Consider the following 14464-nt stretch of genomic DNA (forward strand, 5'->3'; position numbering starts at 1 on the left):
CCTGGCCGACCATGCGCAAAGCCTGGCAGCGGCTGAGCTTGAGCGTCTTTAGAAGGTTGACGTCAGTCAGCCGGCTCCAGTACTCGCGTAGGTCGTCCACCGTGCCGGCCCAGTCCGCAGTCCTCGCGCCCAGGTCGGCTACTCTCGCCTTAAGCGACATGGTCGGCTCCTGGTTGGCGGATACGAGCTCGGCCACCAGCTTTCGATAGGCATGAAGGTTGGAGACCGGCCTGAGATGCACCTTATGCACTGCTGCGCCGGCGGCGTCGAAGAATTGCAAACTGCGCTGGATTCCGCCGCGATGGCGCCTTTCAACAGCGAAACCATACCTCCAAGCCTGCGGGAAGACGCGAAGGTCGAATTCGTCACCAAGGACCATGGCGTGATTGTTGCCGGTTATCACTCTGTTGAAGACGCCAATCTTTTCGTGCACGGCACCTTGATTGCGGGTCAGCGCCGTCACTTCGCCCACGAATTCGAGGCCCGTCAGAAGGTGATTGACGCGCGGGTCGATGCGTGCCGCGCCGAAACCGCAATGGGCCGCGACCAGTTCCGCTTCCGAAATGGCCAATTGGGCGGCGAAATCACGCGCGGGAATGTTCGGACAGACTTCCCACGCACGCCGGATTTCGTTGGGCGACCGCTTCTTGCGCTGATCCATGTTTTTACCCCTGCCCCGTTCTTCTTTTGACGATCGATCGAAAAACGGGCCTCAGGGATGTGCACGGCGGACGCGATCGATCGTCAGGCACATGCCAGTCGAATCCTGTCTCCGGGCGGTCAGCGGCCAATCGCCGGTAGCGAGCGATTGTTGGGTGGTCGGCGCCAATCGGCCGATCGAGCATTCGGGTACCACCGGCGGTGCTGCTTTCCCACCAAGGCGGGTCTGATGGATCATATTGCTTTCCTTCGTTCTTCGATTGCGAGGGCAACCCAAAGGTGAATCGGCCGGCAATTTTGCCGCCGCAACGAAGGCTTCACAAAAATCGTGCCAGTTGCTCCGCGGCAAGCTCTGAACATCTTTGGCTCTGTTCATTGCTTTACGCGTGAGTGCATCGCGAACTCAGGCGCCCTTCCTGTGACGCGGACGCGACAAACCCGACAGTAAGTGTCGGTTGTCGGACGTCTCCCCAGCAATCGAGCATAAGAGACGTCGGGATGTCCTACGGTTTTTGACACGTCTTCCCTTTGGCACGGTCCATGCGAGATGATCCACGAAAACGCCGGACCGAGGAGAAATCGAGCCATGATTACGCTCACCGACAACGCTGTTGCCGCCATCAAGGCCGCTCTTTACCGCGCCAGCGAGCCGGCGGAAGGATTTCGCATCATGGTCCATGCCGGCGGCTGCGCCGGCTTCCAATACTCAATGGGCCTGGAGAGCGTCTCACGTGAGGGCGATGCGATCATCGAGCGAGATGGGCTCAAGGTGTTCATGGATAGAGGCTCCCAACCCCATGCCGCCGGCATGACCGTGGACTTCGTCACTGGGCTCGAAACATCCGGCTTTGTTTTCGATAACCCCAATGCGCGTGAGACGTGCGGCTGCGGCAAGTCCTGCAAATGATTGCGAGGGAACAGGCTATGTTCGACTATAGCGACGCCAAGGAATACTGCGTCGAACCGGTAACCGCCGGCGCTCTGGAACCGGCCGACACGCACTGTCGGCCCGGAACAATTGCGTTCGGTGATGCACCAAATCGCGATCATCGATCGTTGCCGTGGGCAAGCAAACAAAATTGCCCGAAACAGCTGAATTCCCGGCGGATGCCGCCACCAAAGGGCAATGTCGACAGCGACCGGTCAGCCAAGCCATCGCTCCCCCGGCCGCCCACCTTACCAGATACGATATGCGCCAGAGGTTCAATGGCCCGACTACCCTTGAATCATTTCAGCAGTTGAAGGATCACTCCCATGAACCCTGTCTATCTCGACAACAACGCAACGACGCGGGTTGATCCTGCAGTCGTTGGAGCGATGTTGCCTTTCTTTACGGAGCAATTTGGCAATCATTCGTCCATGCACGCCTATGGCGCATCGGTTGCTGAAGCCGTGAGAAAGGCGAGGCAACAGTTGCAAGCCCTCATCGGCGCGGGATTCGAGGACGAGATCATCTTCACCTCGGGCGGGACTGAAAGCGACAGTACAGCCATCCTTTCGGCGCTGGAGGTGATGCCCGACCGAACGGAAATAGTGACTTCCGCGGTTGAACATCCGGCCGTTCTGAAGTTGTGCGCGCACCTTGAGAAGACGCGCGGCGTCAAGGTGCACATTATCCCAGTCGATCACTACGGCCGGCTCGACCTGGACGCCTACAGAACCGCCCTCACCCCACAAGTGGCAATCGTCTCGATAATGTGGGCGAACAATGAGACCGGTACGATCTTTCCCGTGGTTAAGCTTGCCGATCTAGCCAGGGAAGTCGGCGCGCTTTTCCACACTGATGCAGTGCAGGCGGTCGGAAGGCTTCCGATTGAGCTGAAATCGACCGCGATCGACATGCTGTCGCTCTCCGCCCACAAGCTGCATGGTCCAAAGGGGATAGGCGCGCTTTATGTAAGACGTGGCGTGCGCTTCTCCTCCATGATCAAGGGTGGGCACCAAGAGCGCGACCGGCGTGCAGGCACTGAAAACACACCCGGCATAGTCGGACTGGGCATGGCGGCCGAACTCGCCTTGAAATTCATGGACGAGACAAAACGAATAAAATGGTTGCGCGACCGCCTTGAGAACGGGATCATCCAGCGCATCCCAAACACATCCATCAACGGCGATCCGCAAGAGCGATTGCCAAACACTGCAAACATTGGATTCGAAGGTATCGAAGGCGATGCAATTCCAATTGTCCTGAGCCGGCTGGGAATCGCCTGTTCCGCCGGGTCCGCCTGTGCCTCTGGCTCACTGGAACCGAGCCATGTTCTGATCGCTATGAACGCGGCATGTGGGGCAGTCCGCTTCTCCTTGTCGCGTGACAACGGCGAAGATGACGTAGACCGCGTGCTTGAGGTCCTGCCTGCGATCACCGAGAAGCTACGGGCCGTTCCCAGTGCTGGACTGTGCGGGCGAGGTGCAGAACAGCTTCATTCCGGCCCGGGTCCGAGCGGCACAATAGCCGACGAGCCGTGAGGTCTTCCTCAACGTGACGACCCTGCGCAAGGAGAGCAGTTAAACTCGGGGTCGCCTTCACCACTTCAGAAAAGCTTGAGATCGCCAAGTCTCTTGCCCAGCCGCCGTGCCAGAGGTCGGCACGCCGTCAGCAATGTCACCAATGCATCGACACCACAATTTCGCGCCGGGAGAATACAATGAACTGCTCCGCTGATAGCCGCCCGATCGATCGCACCGATATCCTAGCGCGACTGAAGGGCCTGTCGGCCGCGGAGGACTTCTTCGCCTGCCTTGACGTCTCCTACGACCCGAAAGTGATGAATGTCTCGCGGCTCCATATCATGAAGCGCGTGGGCCAATACCTTGCCGAAGAAGATTTCTCCGGTCTGCCTAACCAGGTAATCGCCGCGCGGGTGCGCGCCAAGCTGGAACGCGCCTACGAAGATTTCGCGACTTCCTCGCCGCTCACGCAACGTGTGTTCAAGGTGCTAAGGGACCACGATCCAAACATATGTCCCGCACCTGGCCGCGCCTTCGTCCCGCTCGACTCTGCACTGAAGCGGTTCGGAAAGTAATGAGCCCGACACGGCTGCGACGCGACAATGTCGAGAAGTCGACAAATCCAGTCCTCATGACGCCTCCTCGGAAGCAAACGAAGCCACCTTCTGGAATAGAGGCAGGAAGACGACTTGGCATGAACGATGCAGGCAATGAGGTGAACCGCCAAGCACGAATCCGGACTGGGAGCTTAGAGAAACCGCCAATGCATATCGTAGTCTGCATCAAGCAGGTGCCGGATTCGGCACAGATCCGCGTGCACCCGGTGACGAACACGATCATGCGTCAGGGTGTTCCGACCATCATCAATCCTTACGACCTGTTCGCCCTCGAAGAAGCGCTCAAACTGCGCGACGTTCATGGTGGCGAGGTTACTGTGCTCACAATGGGTCCGCCCATGGCGGAGGACTCGCTGCGAAAGGCGCTCGGTTACGGTGCTGACCGAGCAGTTCTCTTGACGGACCGCTATTTTGCCGGATCCGATACGCTGGCGACTTCCTTTGCTCTTTCGCAAGCAATCGCAAAAATTGGGGAGACTTTCGGCAGGCCGGACATCGTCTTCACCGGCAAGCAGACGATTGACGGCGATACCGCCCAGGTCGGACCGGGCATAGCCAAGCGCCTAGATTTATCGCAACTTACCTATGTCGCGAAGATTGCCTCCATCGATCTCGATACGCGAGAGATCGAAGTCGCTCGTCGCGCCGAAGGCGGCACCCAGTTGCTGAAGAGCAGACTCCCTTGCCTCATTACCATGCTGGAAGACACCAACGAAATCCGCCGGGGCTCGCTCCAGCAGGCTCTGTGCGCGGCGCGCAGCCAAGTCGTGAAGTGGACTGCAGCCGACGCCGGCATTGACGATCTCACCCGGTGCGGTCTGCGTGGCTCGCCTACAGTCGTCAAGCGTGTTTTCGCCCCCACCGCACGGGCAGAAAGGGCGGCGCAGATCGACACCGCGGAAAGGGGCTTGCAGGACATAGCCGATGAACTCATCGCCGATATCTTAACCCGCCGGCCGGCGCTGGAACATGAGCTGGCCTTCAACAGCGGCACGTGACGGCCAGGAGCAGAAAATGTCGACCGCAAGCCAAACTACCCCTCGCATTGCCCCCGGCCGTGCCGGTGTAAAGAAAGAACTTCCCGACCGTTTCAAAGACTACCGGCACGTGTGGGTCTTCCTCGAGCTCGAACGCGGCAATGTGCATCCTGTATCATTCGAACTGCTGGGCGAAGGCCGCAAATTAGCCGACAAGCTTGAAGTCCAGCTCGCGGGCGTCGTGCTGGGACCGCCGGGCGAGATGGTCGAGGACGCTGTTGCCGAGGCCTTCGCTTACGGGGCGGATCTTGTCTACATCGTCGATGCGCCGCCGCTCGCCGACTACCGGAACGAGCCGTTCGCCAAGGCGCTCACGGATCTGGTCAATACCCATAAACCCGAAATCCTCCTTCTCGGCGCGACCACACTGGGCAGGGATCTTGCAGGCTCGGTAGCGACGACCCTGCAGACGGGGCTCACGGCCGACTGCACCGAACTTGATGTAGATTCCGACGGTTCACTCGCCGCGACCCGTCCGACTTTTGGTGGCTCATTGTTGTGTACGATCTATACACTAAATTACCGGCCGCAAATGGCGACGGTGCGACCAAGGGTCATGCCTATGCCGCAACGGGTGGATAAGCCGGTCGGGCGTGTCATGCGGCACAAGCTGTCGCTCGTTGAGGACGATATCGTCACCAAAGTCCTCGGCTTCCTACCGGATAACCAGTCGGCAATGGCAAATCTTGCCTATGCGGATGTCGTGGTTGCGGGAGGCCTCGGTCTCGGAGCGGCGGAGAACCTTCAGCTTGTGAAGAATCTTGCCCGAGCGATCGGCGCCGAGCATGGCTGTTCGCGCCCCTTGGTCCAGAAGGGCTGGATGCCGGCTGATCGACAGATTGGACAAACTGGCAAGACCATTCGACCGAAGCTTTACATCGCGGCCGGAATTTCCGGCGCCATCCAGCACCGAGTTGGGGTCGAGGGGGCCGATCTCATCGTCGCGATCAACACCGATCCGAACGCGCCGATTTTCGAGTTCGCCCACCTCGGGATCGTCACGGATGCAATCCGCTTCCTGCCCGCACTGACGGAAGCCTTCACCCGGCGGCTGTCGCCGCACAGTCGAGACAAGCTTGCGAGTTGAGGGAGAGGACATGATTGAACAATTCGATGCCATTGTGGTCGGAGCCGGCATGTCTGGAAACGCAGCTGCTTACACTTTGGCAAGCCAGGGGCTGAAGGTACTGCAGTTGGAGCGCGGGGAATATCCGGGCTCTAAGAACGTCCAGGGTGCCATAATGTACGCGAACATGCTGGAGAAGATCATCCCGGACTTCCGGGATGATGCGCCCCTCGAGCGGCACCTGGTCGAACAGCGACTTTGGGTGATGGACGACACGTCTCACACCGGAATTCATTACCGGTCGGACGACTTCAATGAGGCGAAACCCAACCGCTACACGATCATCCGCGCCCAGTTCGACAAATGGTTTTCCCGCAAGGTGCGCGAGGCTGGCGCGACGGTCCTGTGTGAGACGACCGCGACGGAACTCGTCCGTGATGGCAATGGCAAGGTGATCGGCGTCCGCACAGACCGGGCTGGCGGAGTGGTCTTCGCGAATGTGGTCGTTCTCGCAGAAGGGGTGTCGGGATTGCTTGGCACTCGCGCAGGCCTGCGCGAGATGCCGAAGCCGGAGACCGTGGCGATTGCCGTCAAGGAAATGCATTTCTTGCCCGAAGAGGTCATTGGCCAGCGGTTCGGGGTGAAGGGCGATGAAGGCTGCGTAATCGAGGCCGTGGGCACGATCTCTCGCAGCATGGCCGGGCTCGGCTTCCTTTACACCAATAAGGAGTCGATTTCACTCGGCATCGGCTGCCTGGTCTCGGATTTCGCCGCGACGATGGAGAGCCCGTCCGCCCTCCTGGATGCGATGAAAAACCATCCTTCGATCCGGCCGCTGATCGCTGGCTCGGAGGTGAAAGAATATGCCGCCCATCTTATCCCCGAAGGTGGTTACAGGGCCATTCCGCAGCTATTCGGCGACGGTTGGGTCATCGTCGGCGACGCAGCGCAACTGAACAATGCCATTCACCGTGAGGGTTCGAACCTTGCCATGACCTCGGGTCGTGTCGCGGCTGAGGCGATCATCAAAGTCAAAAGCCGCAACGGTCCTATGACCAAAGCGAACCTTGCGCTCTACAAGACGATGCTGGATGACTCCTTTGTGATCAAGGATCTTAAGAAATACAAGGACATGCCAGCCTTACTCCACACCAATTCCAGCAACTTTTTTGACAGCTATCCGCGGTTGATGTCGCATGCCGCTCAGACCTTCATGCGTGTCGACGGCACGCCGAAGATCGAGAAGGAAAAGAACACCACGGCCGCCTTCATCAACGCGCGCTCGCGCTGGGGGTTGGTCAGCGACGCGGTCCGCCTGGCATTGGCATGGCGCTGAAGAGGGTACAAGATGACGATCGCAGTGACGAAGGTTCGTGTCGAGGACAAACTTTACCAGAACCGCTATCTGGTCGATTCCGGCCGCCCCCATATCATAGTGCGACCGCACGACAAGCCAAGCGCGAACTTGCTTGCGTTGACCTACGTCTGTCCGGCGAAATGCTATGAGTTGAATGACAAGGGTCAAGTCGAGATCACCGCCGACGGCTGCATGGAATGCGGCACCTGCCGGATATTGTGCGAGAAAGGCGGCGACATCGAGTGGAACTATCCGCGCGGCGGCTTTGGTGTCCTGTTCAAGTTCGGATGATCAGCCGGTGCCAAGAGCATGCCGGCAGCGAGCAACTGCGGCACACCATGAGCCTCTCCATCCACTTGCAAAGAGCTAGTGAATATTGGGTTTCGCAATTCAAGTTTCCTCGACTTGGTAGGGGTATCCTCAGGCCACGGGGCGCCTGTGCCGGACTTACCACCGGTAACGTGGTCGAGCCCCTTTGGACAATGTCCGGCCATCGTGCCGGATGGCAGCCACAACGGCCGGTGAGCAAATGGAACGGCACAATCCATGATAAAGACGTATGTGCTAGTGCATGGTGCCTGGCATGGCGGATGGTGTTGGCGGGACGTCGCCGCCAATCTTCGCAAGATGGGATGCCACGTGACCACGCCTACCCAGACAGGTGTCGGCGAACGCGCACGTTTGCTGTGCAAGGACATCACGCCCGACACATTCGTGACCGACATCGTCAACCACATTGTAACGGAAGAGCTGAGCGATGTGATCCTTGTCGGTCACAGTCTAGGCGGCATCAGCATCACCGGCGCCGCCGACCGGATACCCGACCATATCAGCCATCTCGTTTATCTCGACGGCGCCATCGTCGAGAGCGGTCAAAGTGTATTCAGCACCATGCCCCCCGACATCGTCGCCGCCCGTCGAAAATTGGTTGCGGAGGAAGGACGGGGTATCTTCATGCCGACTCCGCCGCCAACAGCATTCGGCACTCCCGAGGGACACTCGCTCACGGACTGGGTGCGGCGCCGGATAACACCGCATCCGGCAGGCACCTACGAAAGCGGACTTAAGCTCGAGCACCCGCTCGGCAACGGCAGACCCCGAACCTATGTCGTCTGCACTAATCCACTCCACCCGCCGATGGCGGGAGCGCGAGAATGGGTCGCGAAGCAGGATGGCTGGGCGTGGCAGGAACTCGCCACTGGCCACGACGCAATGATCCTCGCGCCGACGGAAGTTGCTCTCCTTCTTAGCGCTGTCGGCTGAGGAACCAAGTAGGGGGAGCGGCGGCCGATTCTCAGGCCGTGGCCTTGAGCTCTGGTGCAAGGATGTAGGCCCAACGGGTCGTTCCGGTGGCGCCACCGAAACCACTAGGCGGGAGTGGCCTGTCCTGCCGACGTCGCAAGCTTGCGAGCGTTCCGCCGCGGCCGCAGCCCGTAGCGCCGGGCAACCTCCGAGATCACCGCGTCGGCTCCAGGGTCTCGGAGATGACTCCGTGCCTTGTCGTCCATCGACCAATGCCGCCGACCAACAGCGCCGTTGATCACCCTCGAAAACGCCGAGGCTGCCGCTCAGGGTCAATCGTAAGTTCAAGTTCAGACACAAGCCGATCTCCGATCCACCTCAGAATCGGCAGGCCCACAGATCGCGGGTCCTCCTGGAAGGACACAGCGCTTACCCTTGAAATATGGAGAACCATGGCTTTGCGCCGTCGGCAGTTGAGCTGATCTCGCAATGCTATTTCCCCGGCAACGTCCGCGAGCCGGAGAACTGCGTGCTTGGCGTTCTCCTCTGGAAGGAACCAATCTTTCGGAACGTGGCAATGTCATCGACGAGCTCTCACGGGCCAGCACGATGCCGGTTCGGCGCATCGGCGCCCGCCTGAACACGAGATGGCCACTTGCGATTCTAACGATACGGCCGGACGGGGGCTGGGACCGCGGCGGACGAAGCGTGACGGCTGATCGACACAATGGAGAAGGCCGGCTGGGTTCAGGCTAATGCGGCTCGAATTCTCGGCCTCAAGCTGCGACAAGTCGGCTAGGCGATACGCCGGCATAGTATCGAGGTGAAGGAACTTCTAAGAGCCTGATGAGCCAATCGTCAGGCCAGTGGTCTTGCGCGCCCTGTGCGCGACAAGGAGTGCTTCGTGCTTCTGAACGGATTTGGACTTGCACTGTCGCAAGCAGGACAAAATTGTGTCGCGCCGGCCTGACACAATGCGATATCGACCCGAATAGTGAACTGAAGCCGCTTTTTTCAGTTGGTATGGCTCTTGCACCTTGAACCGCGACGTTACCAGCAACGGAGCCGTTTGATGTCCTCACCGACAGTTTCGATTGAGGGGCCGACTAGCACGACATCCGAGGGTCTTCTGGCAGCCGCGAAATCCGGTGGCTGCGCATCGTCTTCCTACGGCTCGTCGCCGACCAGCCCGGGCGAAGAGGATCCGGCTATTTGGGAAAGGATCAAGGATCACCCCTGCTTTTCGGAGGAAGCGCATCATTATTTCGCGCGTATGCATGTGGCGGTCGCGCCGGCTTGCAATGTCCAGTGCAACTATTGCAATCGCAAATACGATTGCGCCAACGAGAGCCGGCCTGGTGTTGTGTCTGAGAAGTTGACGCCCGACCAAGCGCTACGCAAGGTCATCGCCGTTGCCAACAAAGTTCCGCAGCTTTCGGTTCTTGGCATCGCTGGGCCGGGGGATGCCTGTTACGATTGGGAGAAAACGAAGGCAACGTTCGACCGCGTCATCAGGGAAATCCCCGACATAAAGCTGTGCGTCTCCACTAATGGGCTCGTGCTGCCGGACCATGTCGCCGAGCTTGCCGAAATGAATGTTGATCACGTGACGATCACCATCAACATGGTCGACCCGGAAGTCGGCGCGAAGATCTATCCATGGATCTTTTATGAAAATCGCCGCTACTTCGGCATCGAAGCCGCTCGAATCTTGCACGCGCGGCAGATGCTGGGCCTGGAGATGCTGAGCGCGCGCGGCATCCTCACCAAAATCAACTCGGTGATGATTCCTGGAGTGAACGACCAGCACCTGTTTGAGGTGAACAAAATGGTCAGGGAGCGGGGCGCGTTTCTGCACAACGTGATGCCTCTGATTTCGGACCCGGCGCACGGTACCCACTACGGACTCATCGGGCAGCGCGGCCCAACGGCAACGGAGATGATGGCTCTTCAGGATCGACTTGAAGGTGGCGCCAAGTTGATGCGCCACTGCCGGCAGTGCCGGGCAGATGCTGTCGGCCTGCTCGGTGAAGATCGTGGCCAGGAATTCACGCTGGACGGTATTCCCGACGATGTCGCCTACGATGCTGGCAAGCGTCAGGCCTATCGGCAGGTGGTCGCACACGAGCGCCGTGATCATGAGGCGGCGAGGAGCGAGGCCATCGGTATGGTCAAGGCAACAGACTCCGAAAAGTCGCTTCTGGTTGCGGTGGCCACTAAGGGAGGTGGACGGGTCAACGAACACTTCGGCCACGCGAAGGAATTCCAGGTTTATGAAGTCTCGCCTAGAGGGATCAGCTTGGTCGGGCATCGGAAGGTCGAGCGGTATTGCCTCGGAGGCGGGGGCGAAGACGCCATCCTCGAGGGCGTCATCGCAGCGCTCGAAGGCATACACATAGTGCTATGCGCCAAGATCGGAAATCGCCCGAAGGAACAACTCTCGCGAGTTGGACTGCGCGTAACCGACGCCTATGGCCATGACTACATCGAGACCGCAGTCAGCGCACTTTACGCGGCAGAGTTTGGGATCAGACCACTAGCGGCGACGGCCTGAGCCGTCTCGTCCGATAACCAGGAGTTAGAATGGCTTTAAAGATCATCGCATCCCAATGTACCCAATGCGGGGCCTGCGAGTTCGAATGTCCTTCGGAAGCGATCAAGTTCAAGGGCGACGCCTATGTGATCGATCCAAACAAGTGCACCGAATGCAAGGAGGCCTTCGATACGCAGCAATGCGTGTCGGTCTGTCCGGTACCGAAAACCTGCGTTCCCGCTTGATTCCTACCGAAACGGTCGGGTTCGCCGCACGACGACGCCTGCAACCCGCGACCACAACAAAAGCCTCGAGAAAGGAATGGACAGCATGTGGTCCAGACGCGAACAGGAGGTCGAAATCGGCAGACCGCCACGGTTCATGCAGGGTGAGCGGGTCCGTGCGATACGCCACATAAAAAACGACGGCACCTATCCCGGCAAGGAGATCGGCGAAAACCTCGTGCGGAAGGGCGACGAAGGCTACGTGCGCGACATTGGAACCTTTCTCCAGCAATTCTTCATCTATGCGGTCGAATGGATCGATCGTGGCACGGTCGTCGGCATGCGAGCGCGCGAACTCATTAGCCTCGACAAAGTCGAGGTTCCCTGCGGAGCTGAAGGCATTTCCAACGGGGGAACAGCCGGATGAAAGTAATGATTCGCAGGACCGCTACTGGCTTGTCGGCTTATGTCCCCAAGAAGGATCTCGAAGAGCCGATCACCGAGATTGAGAACGCTGACTTATGGGGCGGGACCGTGACGCTCAGGAACGGTTGGCGGCTCATGCTGCCCGACCTTCCGCGCGACACGCGTTTGCCGATCACCGTCGAGGCGATGAAGATTTCCGACGGGGCCTGATGCCGGTGGGTTCAGTGGCGGAGAGGAAACGCGTATGAACACGATGCTGAGCTGGGACCATCTCGTCGTCGTCCGGGGCAGTTTTGCCAAAAAACTGATTGACCTGCTGAACGGCGCTCTCAAGGCCGATCGAGTGATCCCCTATCTCGGTCCTGGTCTTCTGCAGCTTAACCCACCGGAATCCCCTGTACCTTGCACCCCTGAAGATGTCGCCGCGGCCCTCAACAAGCGGGCGCCTGCCCCTTCCAGGATTCGCACCAATATGTGGTCGGTCGCGCAGTTTATCGAGCAGCGCCGACATCGTCGGACTCTCCAAGCGTGGATGGCGGAGATATTCGCAGCCCCCGCCGAGCCGACCGTTCTTCACGCCTGGCTCGCAACCCTTCAACTGTCTGTCATCATCGACAGCTGGTACGATGGCGCCATGCGAGCAGCCCTTGCAGAGGCCGGCCAAACAGACGTTGTCGAGATACAAGGAACGACGCGCGCGACCGGAATCGGTAACATCTGGACGAGAACTTACGATTTGTCAGGAACAGAACTCGAGGCCGAACAAGTGGCTAGGACGGTGCTCTATGCGCCGCACGGCAGCGTCAGGCCGGCGGCAAACTTCCTCGTGGCTGATTCCGATTACGTCGAAGTCCTAACCGAAATTGATATCCAGACGCCGATCCCGGACGCGGTGAAGCAACGGCGCGTCAACCGGGGTTTTTTCTTCGTGGGCTGCCGCTTCAACGATCAGATGCTGCGCACATATGCCAGACAGCTGATGAAGCGCTCCACTGGCCCACATTTTGCGGTGATCGATTCGGCTACGCTGACCAGAAACGAACGTCGTTTCCTTGCCGAAGGCGCAATCACGGTCATCGACATGCCGATCCGCAACGCCGCGGCTCGCCTCGTCGGGGTCGATGCTAGCCAGGATTAATGGCCGGCGATTGCTGGTGAGTCGCTGCTTGCCTCCAAGGGCGAAAACTCAGTTGGGAATACATTCGTGAGCAGTAATGCTAGTGGCAGCACAACGTAGGCTCTGAATTCGTTGGGCCATGTGAAAGGGTCCGCTGCTGCGGGACGTGAGCACGTTGCGGCGGCATTACGCACATGATCTTGTGACCCCCGTGGCAAAAGAACTGAAGCGCCCGAGTCGCGACAACATATGCAGCGCTCAATGGCTTCGACAAAAATTCGGCACAGTTTCGACAGTTCGCATGCACCTCCAGGGTCAACGAGGTTGATTATGCCTGTTTATGTGGGTCGGCCACGCGAGCAGGAATTCCCACTACCTTTGCCCCGGCGGGAACATCTCGTGTGACCACGCAGCCAGCGCCTACCACTGCATTATCACCAATCGTGACGCCAGGCAGAATGATTGCTCCACCGCCGATCCAGACACGGCTGCCAATGTGAACAGGACGCCCGACCTGCAGGCCGGCCTGCCGCTGCTCGGCATCATGTGGATGATCGGCGGTATAAATCTGCACAGCAGGCCCAATTGCCGTTCCTTGCCCGATTTTGACCTCTACCACGTCAAGAATAACGCAGTTGAAGTTGATGTAGGCATTGGCTCCAATGCGGATATTGAATCCGTAGTCGCAAAAAAAGGGCGGACGGATGACCGTTCCGCGCCCAACCTCTCCCAGCCGCTCGGACAAAAGCTCATGCCAATGCCCCGTGGTCTGCCCCAGCGTATCATTGTACCGCTTGAGCCAAGCCCCGGTTGCCAACAGGTCAGCTTGGATCTCCGGATCCGCCGCATTGTAAAACTCGCCTGCGAGCATCTTTTCTTTTTGGCTACGCATCATAGTCTCCCGTCAGGTCGTGTCCCGTACAGTGATGCAGGAACGCACATCAAACTGCCTCGGCAACTTTGTAACTCGATTTTGCCGGGCGCGCGGTCGGTCACGAGCCGGGGCGACAGTTTCGTCTCGACCAACTTCCAAGAATTTGGATATCGGAGATCAACCGGTCGCAGGGGCCAATACCTGACGAAGTCGGCAACTGTCCAGCGGTCGAACTCACTTTCATGCCCATCTCAGATTGCGTGATATCGAGCGGTAAGCCATCAGCTAATGTATCGACCAGGTCCCGCCAGAGGATTACTCCTTTTTAGTTTGTCAGTCGCAGAGCCCCAGTACGACTGGTGGTAGAAAGCACACGGCCGGAATCTTGGCAGCGCTGTTCACACCCACTTCGTAAGCCTGGCCGATGGGCTCGGCGCCAGAGCACCAATGCTTGACCTGCTCCAGCTCTTGCTCGGCGGGTTGTTTCAGAGACGCTTGATCTCGATACCGCGTTTTCTCAGCACGTAGCCGATCTGGCGCGGGGTCAAACCGAGCAGGCGCGCCGCCTTTGCCTGCACCCAGCCACACTTTTCCATGGCAGCAATGACCGTATCGGCATCGGGCACCCTACCACGAGTCGTGGCAGGGCCTATCGGCGCTTGCCCGTCGCCGACGGGCGGGGCGGCACAGGCGGCGGAAGGCTCGATCGTAGTCGACTTCTCTGACGTCGGCTGTCCGTTCTTCCACAGCGCCGCGGCCAAGCACTGATCCGCGTAACAGGCAAAGTCAGTTCTGAGGATTGATGGACCCGTCGCCAGAACTGCCGTCCGTTGAACGCAGTTTTCGAGCTCTCGGATGTTACC

Annotated in this window: 17 protein-coding genes and 1 pseudogene; 14 read left to right on the top strand and 4 right to left on the bottom strand. The window is 59.1% G+C overall.

Annotation, left to right across the window (positions count from 1 at the left end):
- The coding region (locus EOC06_RS41960; RefSeq protein WP_281062025.1) for a ChuX/HutX family heme-like substrate-binding protein at nucleotides 1-661 on the bottom strand (661 nt) is incomplete at its 3' end.
- Between the two features lie 51 nt (nucleotides 662-712).
- Nucleotides 713-1036 (bottom strand): hypothetical protein, encoded by a 324-nt coding sequence (locus EOC06_RS07830; protein ID WP_126066777.1) that lies wholly within the window; start codon nucleotides 1034-1036, stop codon nucleotides 713-715.
- Nucleotides 1037-1246: 210 nt separating this feature from the next.
- Between EOC06_RS07830 and EOC06_RS07835 the strand changes: the two genes are divergently transcribed.
- The 14 genes and pseudogenes from EOC06_RS07835 (at nucleotide 1247) to EOC06_RS07905 (ending at nucleotide 12748) form a co-directional block, all read left to right on the top strand.
- Nucleotides 1247-1567: an iron-sulfur cluster assembly accessory protein gene (locus tag EOC06_RS07835; RefSeq protein ID WP_029356570.1), complete on the top strand. Its 321-nt coding sequence runs from the start codon at nucleotides 1247-1249 to the stop codon at nucleotides 1565-1567.
- A gap of 347 nt (nucleotides 1568-1914) precedes the next feature.
- On the top strand, nucleotides 1915-3126 hold the full coding sequence (nifS, locus tag EOC06_RS07840) for a cysteine desulfurase NifS (RefSeq protein ID WP_063169388.1): 1212 nt from the start codon (nucleotides 1915-1917) through the stop codon (nucleotides 3124-3126).
- Between the two features lie 179 nt (nucleotides 3127-3305).
- Nucleotides 3306-3683 (top strand): nitrogenase stabilizing/protective protein NifW, encoded by a 378-nt coding sequence (gene nifW / locus EOC06_RS07845; RefSeq protein WP_063169389.1) that lies wholly within the window; start codon nucleotides 3306-3308, stop codon nucleotides 3681-3683.
- Between the two features lie 188 nt (nucleotides 3684-3871).
- Nucleotides 3872-4723, top strand: coding sequence for an electron transfer flavoprotein subunit beta/FixA family protein (locus tag EOC06_RS07850; RefSeq protein ID WP_063169390.1), 852 nt, complete (start codon nucleotides 3872-3874; stop codon nucleotides 4721-4723).
- A 16-nt stretch (nucleotides 4724-4739) separates the two neighbouring features.
- Nucleotides 4740-5849 carry an electron transfer flavoprotein subunit alpha/FixB family protein gene (locus EOC06_RS07855; protein ID WP_024505237.1) on the top strand — a complete coding sequence of 370 codons (1110 nt, stop codon included), beginning with the start codon at nucleotides 4740-4742 and terminating at the stop codon, nucleotides 5847-5849.
- Between the two features lie 10 nt (nucleotides 5850-5859).
- Nucleotides 5860-7164: an FAD-binding protein gene (locus EOC06_RS07860; RefSeq protein ID WP_063169391.1), complete on the top strand. Its 1305-nt coding sequence runs from the start codon at nucleotides 5860-5862 to the stop codon at nucleotides 7162-7164.
- 12 nt (nucleotides 7165-7176) lie between these two features.
- Nucleotides 7177-7476, top strand: coding sequence for a ferredoxin family protein (locus EOC06_RS07865; RefSeq protein WP_024505235.1), 300 nt, complete (start codon nucleotides 7177-7179; stop codon nucleotides 7474-7476).
- Between the two features lie 255 nt (nucleotides 7477-7731).
- Nucleotides 7732-8448 (top strand): alpha/beta fold hydrolase, encoded by a 717-nt coding sequence (locus EOC06_RS07870; protein ID WP_063169392.1) that lies wholly within the window; start codon nucleotides 7732-7734, stop codon nucleotides 8446-8448.
- 691 nt (nucleotides 8449-9139) lie between these two features.
- A pseudogene (locus EOC06_RS07880) lies at nucleotides 9140-9226 on the top strand (helix-turn-helix domain-containing protein); the annotation flags it as partial.
- A gap of 273 nt (nucleotides 9227-9499) precedes the next feature.
- Entirely contained in the window at nucleotides 9500-10981 is a 1482-nt protein-coding gene (nifB, locus tag EOC06_RS07885; RefSeq protein WP_063169393.1) for a nitrogenase cofactor biosynthesis protein NifB, read from the top strand.
- Nucleotides 10982-11010: 29 nt separating this feature from the next.
- Complete coding sequence (locus EOC06_RS07890; protein ID WP_024505232.1) at nucleotides 11011-11205, top strand: 4Fe-4S binding protein; 195 nt, start codon at nucleotides 11011-11013, stop codon at nucleotides 11203-11205.
- Between the two features lie 85 nt (nucleotides 11206-11290).
- A complete protein-coding gene (locus EOC06_RS07895) occupies nucleotides 11291-11611 on the top strand; it encodes a nitrogen fixation protein NifZ (RefSeq protein WP_024505231.1) in 321 nt (106 codons plus the stop codon).
- Complete coding sequence (gene nifT, locus EOC06_RS07900; protein ID WP_024505230.1) at nucleotides 11608-11820, top strand: putative nitrogen fixation protein NifT; 213 nt, start codon at nucleotides 11608-11610, stop codon at nucleotides 11818-11820. Before EOC06_RS07895 ends, nifT begins: the two co-directional genes overlap by 4 nt.
- Before the next feature lie 34 nt (nucleotides 11821-11854).
- On the top strand, nucleotides 11855-12748 hold the full coding sequence (locus EOC06_RS07905; protein ID WP_024505229.1) for an SIR2 family protein: 894 nt from the start codon (nucleotides 11855-11857) through the stop codon (nucleotides 12746-12748).
- Nucleotides 12749-13055: 307 nt separating this feature from the next.
- Here the strand turns inward: EOC06_RS07905 and EOC06_RS07910 are convergent, their stop codons facing one another.
- Entirely contained in the window at nucleotides 13056-13622 is a 567-nt protein-coding gene (locus EOC06_RS07910) for a sugar O-acetyltransferase (protein ID WP_024505228.1), read from the bottom strand.
- Between the two features lie 464 nt (nucleotides 13623-14086).
- The coding region (locus tag EOC06_RS07915) for a helix-turn-helix domain-containing protein (protein WP_281062026.1) at nucleotides 14087-14464 on the bottom strand (378 nt) is incomplete at its 5' end.

The sequence above is a fragment of the Mesorhizobium sp. M7A.F.Ca.MR.362.00.0.0 genome (assembly GCF_004023175.1).
Taxonomy (GTDB): domain Bacteria; phylum Pseudomonadota; class Alphaproteobacteria; order Rhizobiales; family Rhizobiaceae; genus Mesorhizobium.

What these genes read in the sequence shown, in the direction of transcription:
- EOC06_RS07830 (WP_126066777.1), bottom strand. Translation starts at nt 1,036, where the DNA reads ATGAACAGAGCCAAAGATGTTCAGAGCTTGCCGCGGAGCAACTGGCAC.
- EOC06_RS07835 (WP_029356570.1), top strand. Translation starts at nt 1,247, where the DNA reads ATGATTACGCTCACCGACAACGCTGTTGCCGCCATCAAGGCCGCTCTT.
- nifS (WP_063169388.1), top strand. Translation starts at nt 1,915, where the DNA reads ATGAACCCTGTCTATCTCGACAACAACGCAACGACGCGGGTTGATCCT.
- nifW (WP_063169389.1), top strand. Translation starts at nt 3,306, where the DNA reads ATGAACTGCTCCGCTGATAGCCGCCCGATCGATCGCACCGATATCCTA.
- EOC06_RS07850 (WP_063169390.1), top strand. Translation starts at nt 3,872, where the DNA reads ATGCATATCGTAGTCTGCATCAAGCAGGTGCCGGATTCGGCACAGATC.
- EOC06_RS07855 (WP_024505237.1), top strand. Translation starts at nt 4,740, where the DNA reads ATGTCGACCGCAAGCCAAACTACCCCTCGCATTGCCCCCGGCCGTGCC.
- EOC06_RS07860 (WP_063169391.1), top strand. Translation starts at nt 5,860, where the DNA reads ATGATTGAACAATTCGATGCCATTGTGGTCGGAGCCGGCATGTCTGGA.
- EOC06_RS07865 (WP_024505235.1), top strand. Translation starts at nt 7,177, where the DNA reads ATGACGATCGCAGTGACGAAGGTTCGTGTCGAGGACAAACTTTACCAG.
- EOC06_RS07870 (WP_063169392.1), top strand. Translation starts at nt 7,732, where the DNA reads ATGATAAAGACGTATGTGCTAGTGCATGGTGCCTGGCATGGCGGATGG.
- nifB (WP_063169393.1), top strand. Translation starts at nt 9,500, where the DNA reads ATGTCCTCACCGACAGTTTCGATTGAGGGGCCGACTAGCACGACATCC.
- EOC06_RS07890 (WP_024505232.1), top strand. Translation starts at nt 11,011, where the DNA reads ATGGCTTTAAAGATCATCGCATCCCAATGTACCCAATGCGGGGCCTGC.
- EOC06_RS07895 (WP_024505231.1), top strand. Translation starts at nt 11,291, where the DNA reads ATGTGGTCCAGACGCGAACAGGAGGTCGAAATCGGCAGACCGCCACGG.
- nifT (WP_024505230.1), top strand. Translation starts at nt 11,608, where the DNA reads ATGAAAGTAATGATTCGCAGGACCGCTACTGGCTTGTCGGCTTATGTC.
- EOC06_RS07905 (WP_024505229.1), top strand. Translation starts at nt 11,855, where the DNA reads ATGAACACGATGCTGAGCTGGGACCATCTCGTCGTCGTCCGGGGCAGT.
- EOC06_RS07910 (WP_024505228.1), bottom strand. Translation starts at nt 13,622, where the DNA reads ATGATGCGTAGCCAAAAAGAAAAGATGCTCGCAGGCGAGTTTTACAAT.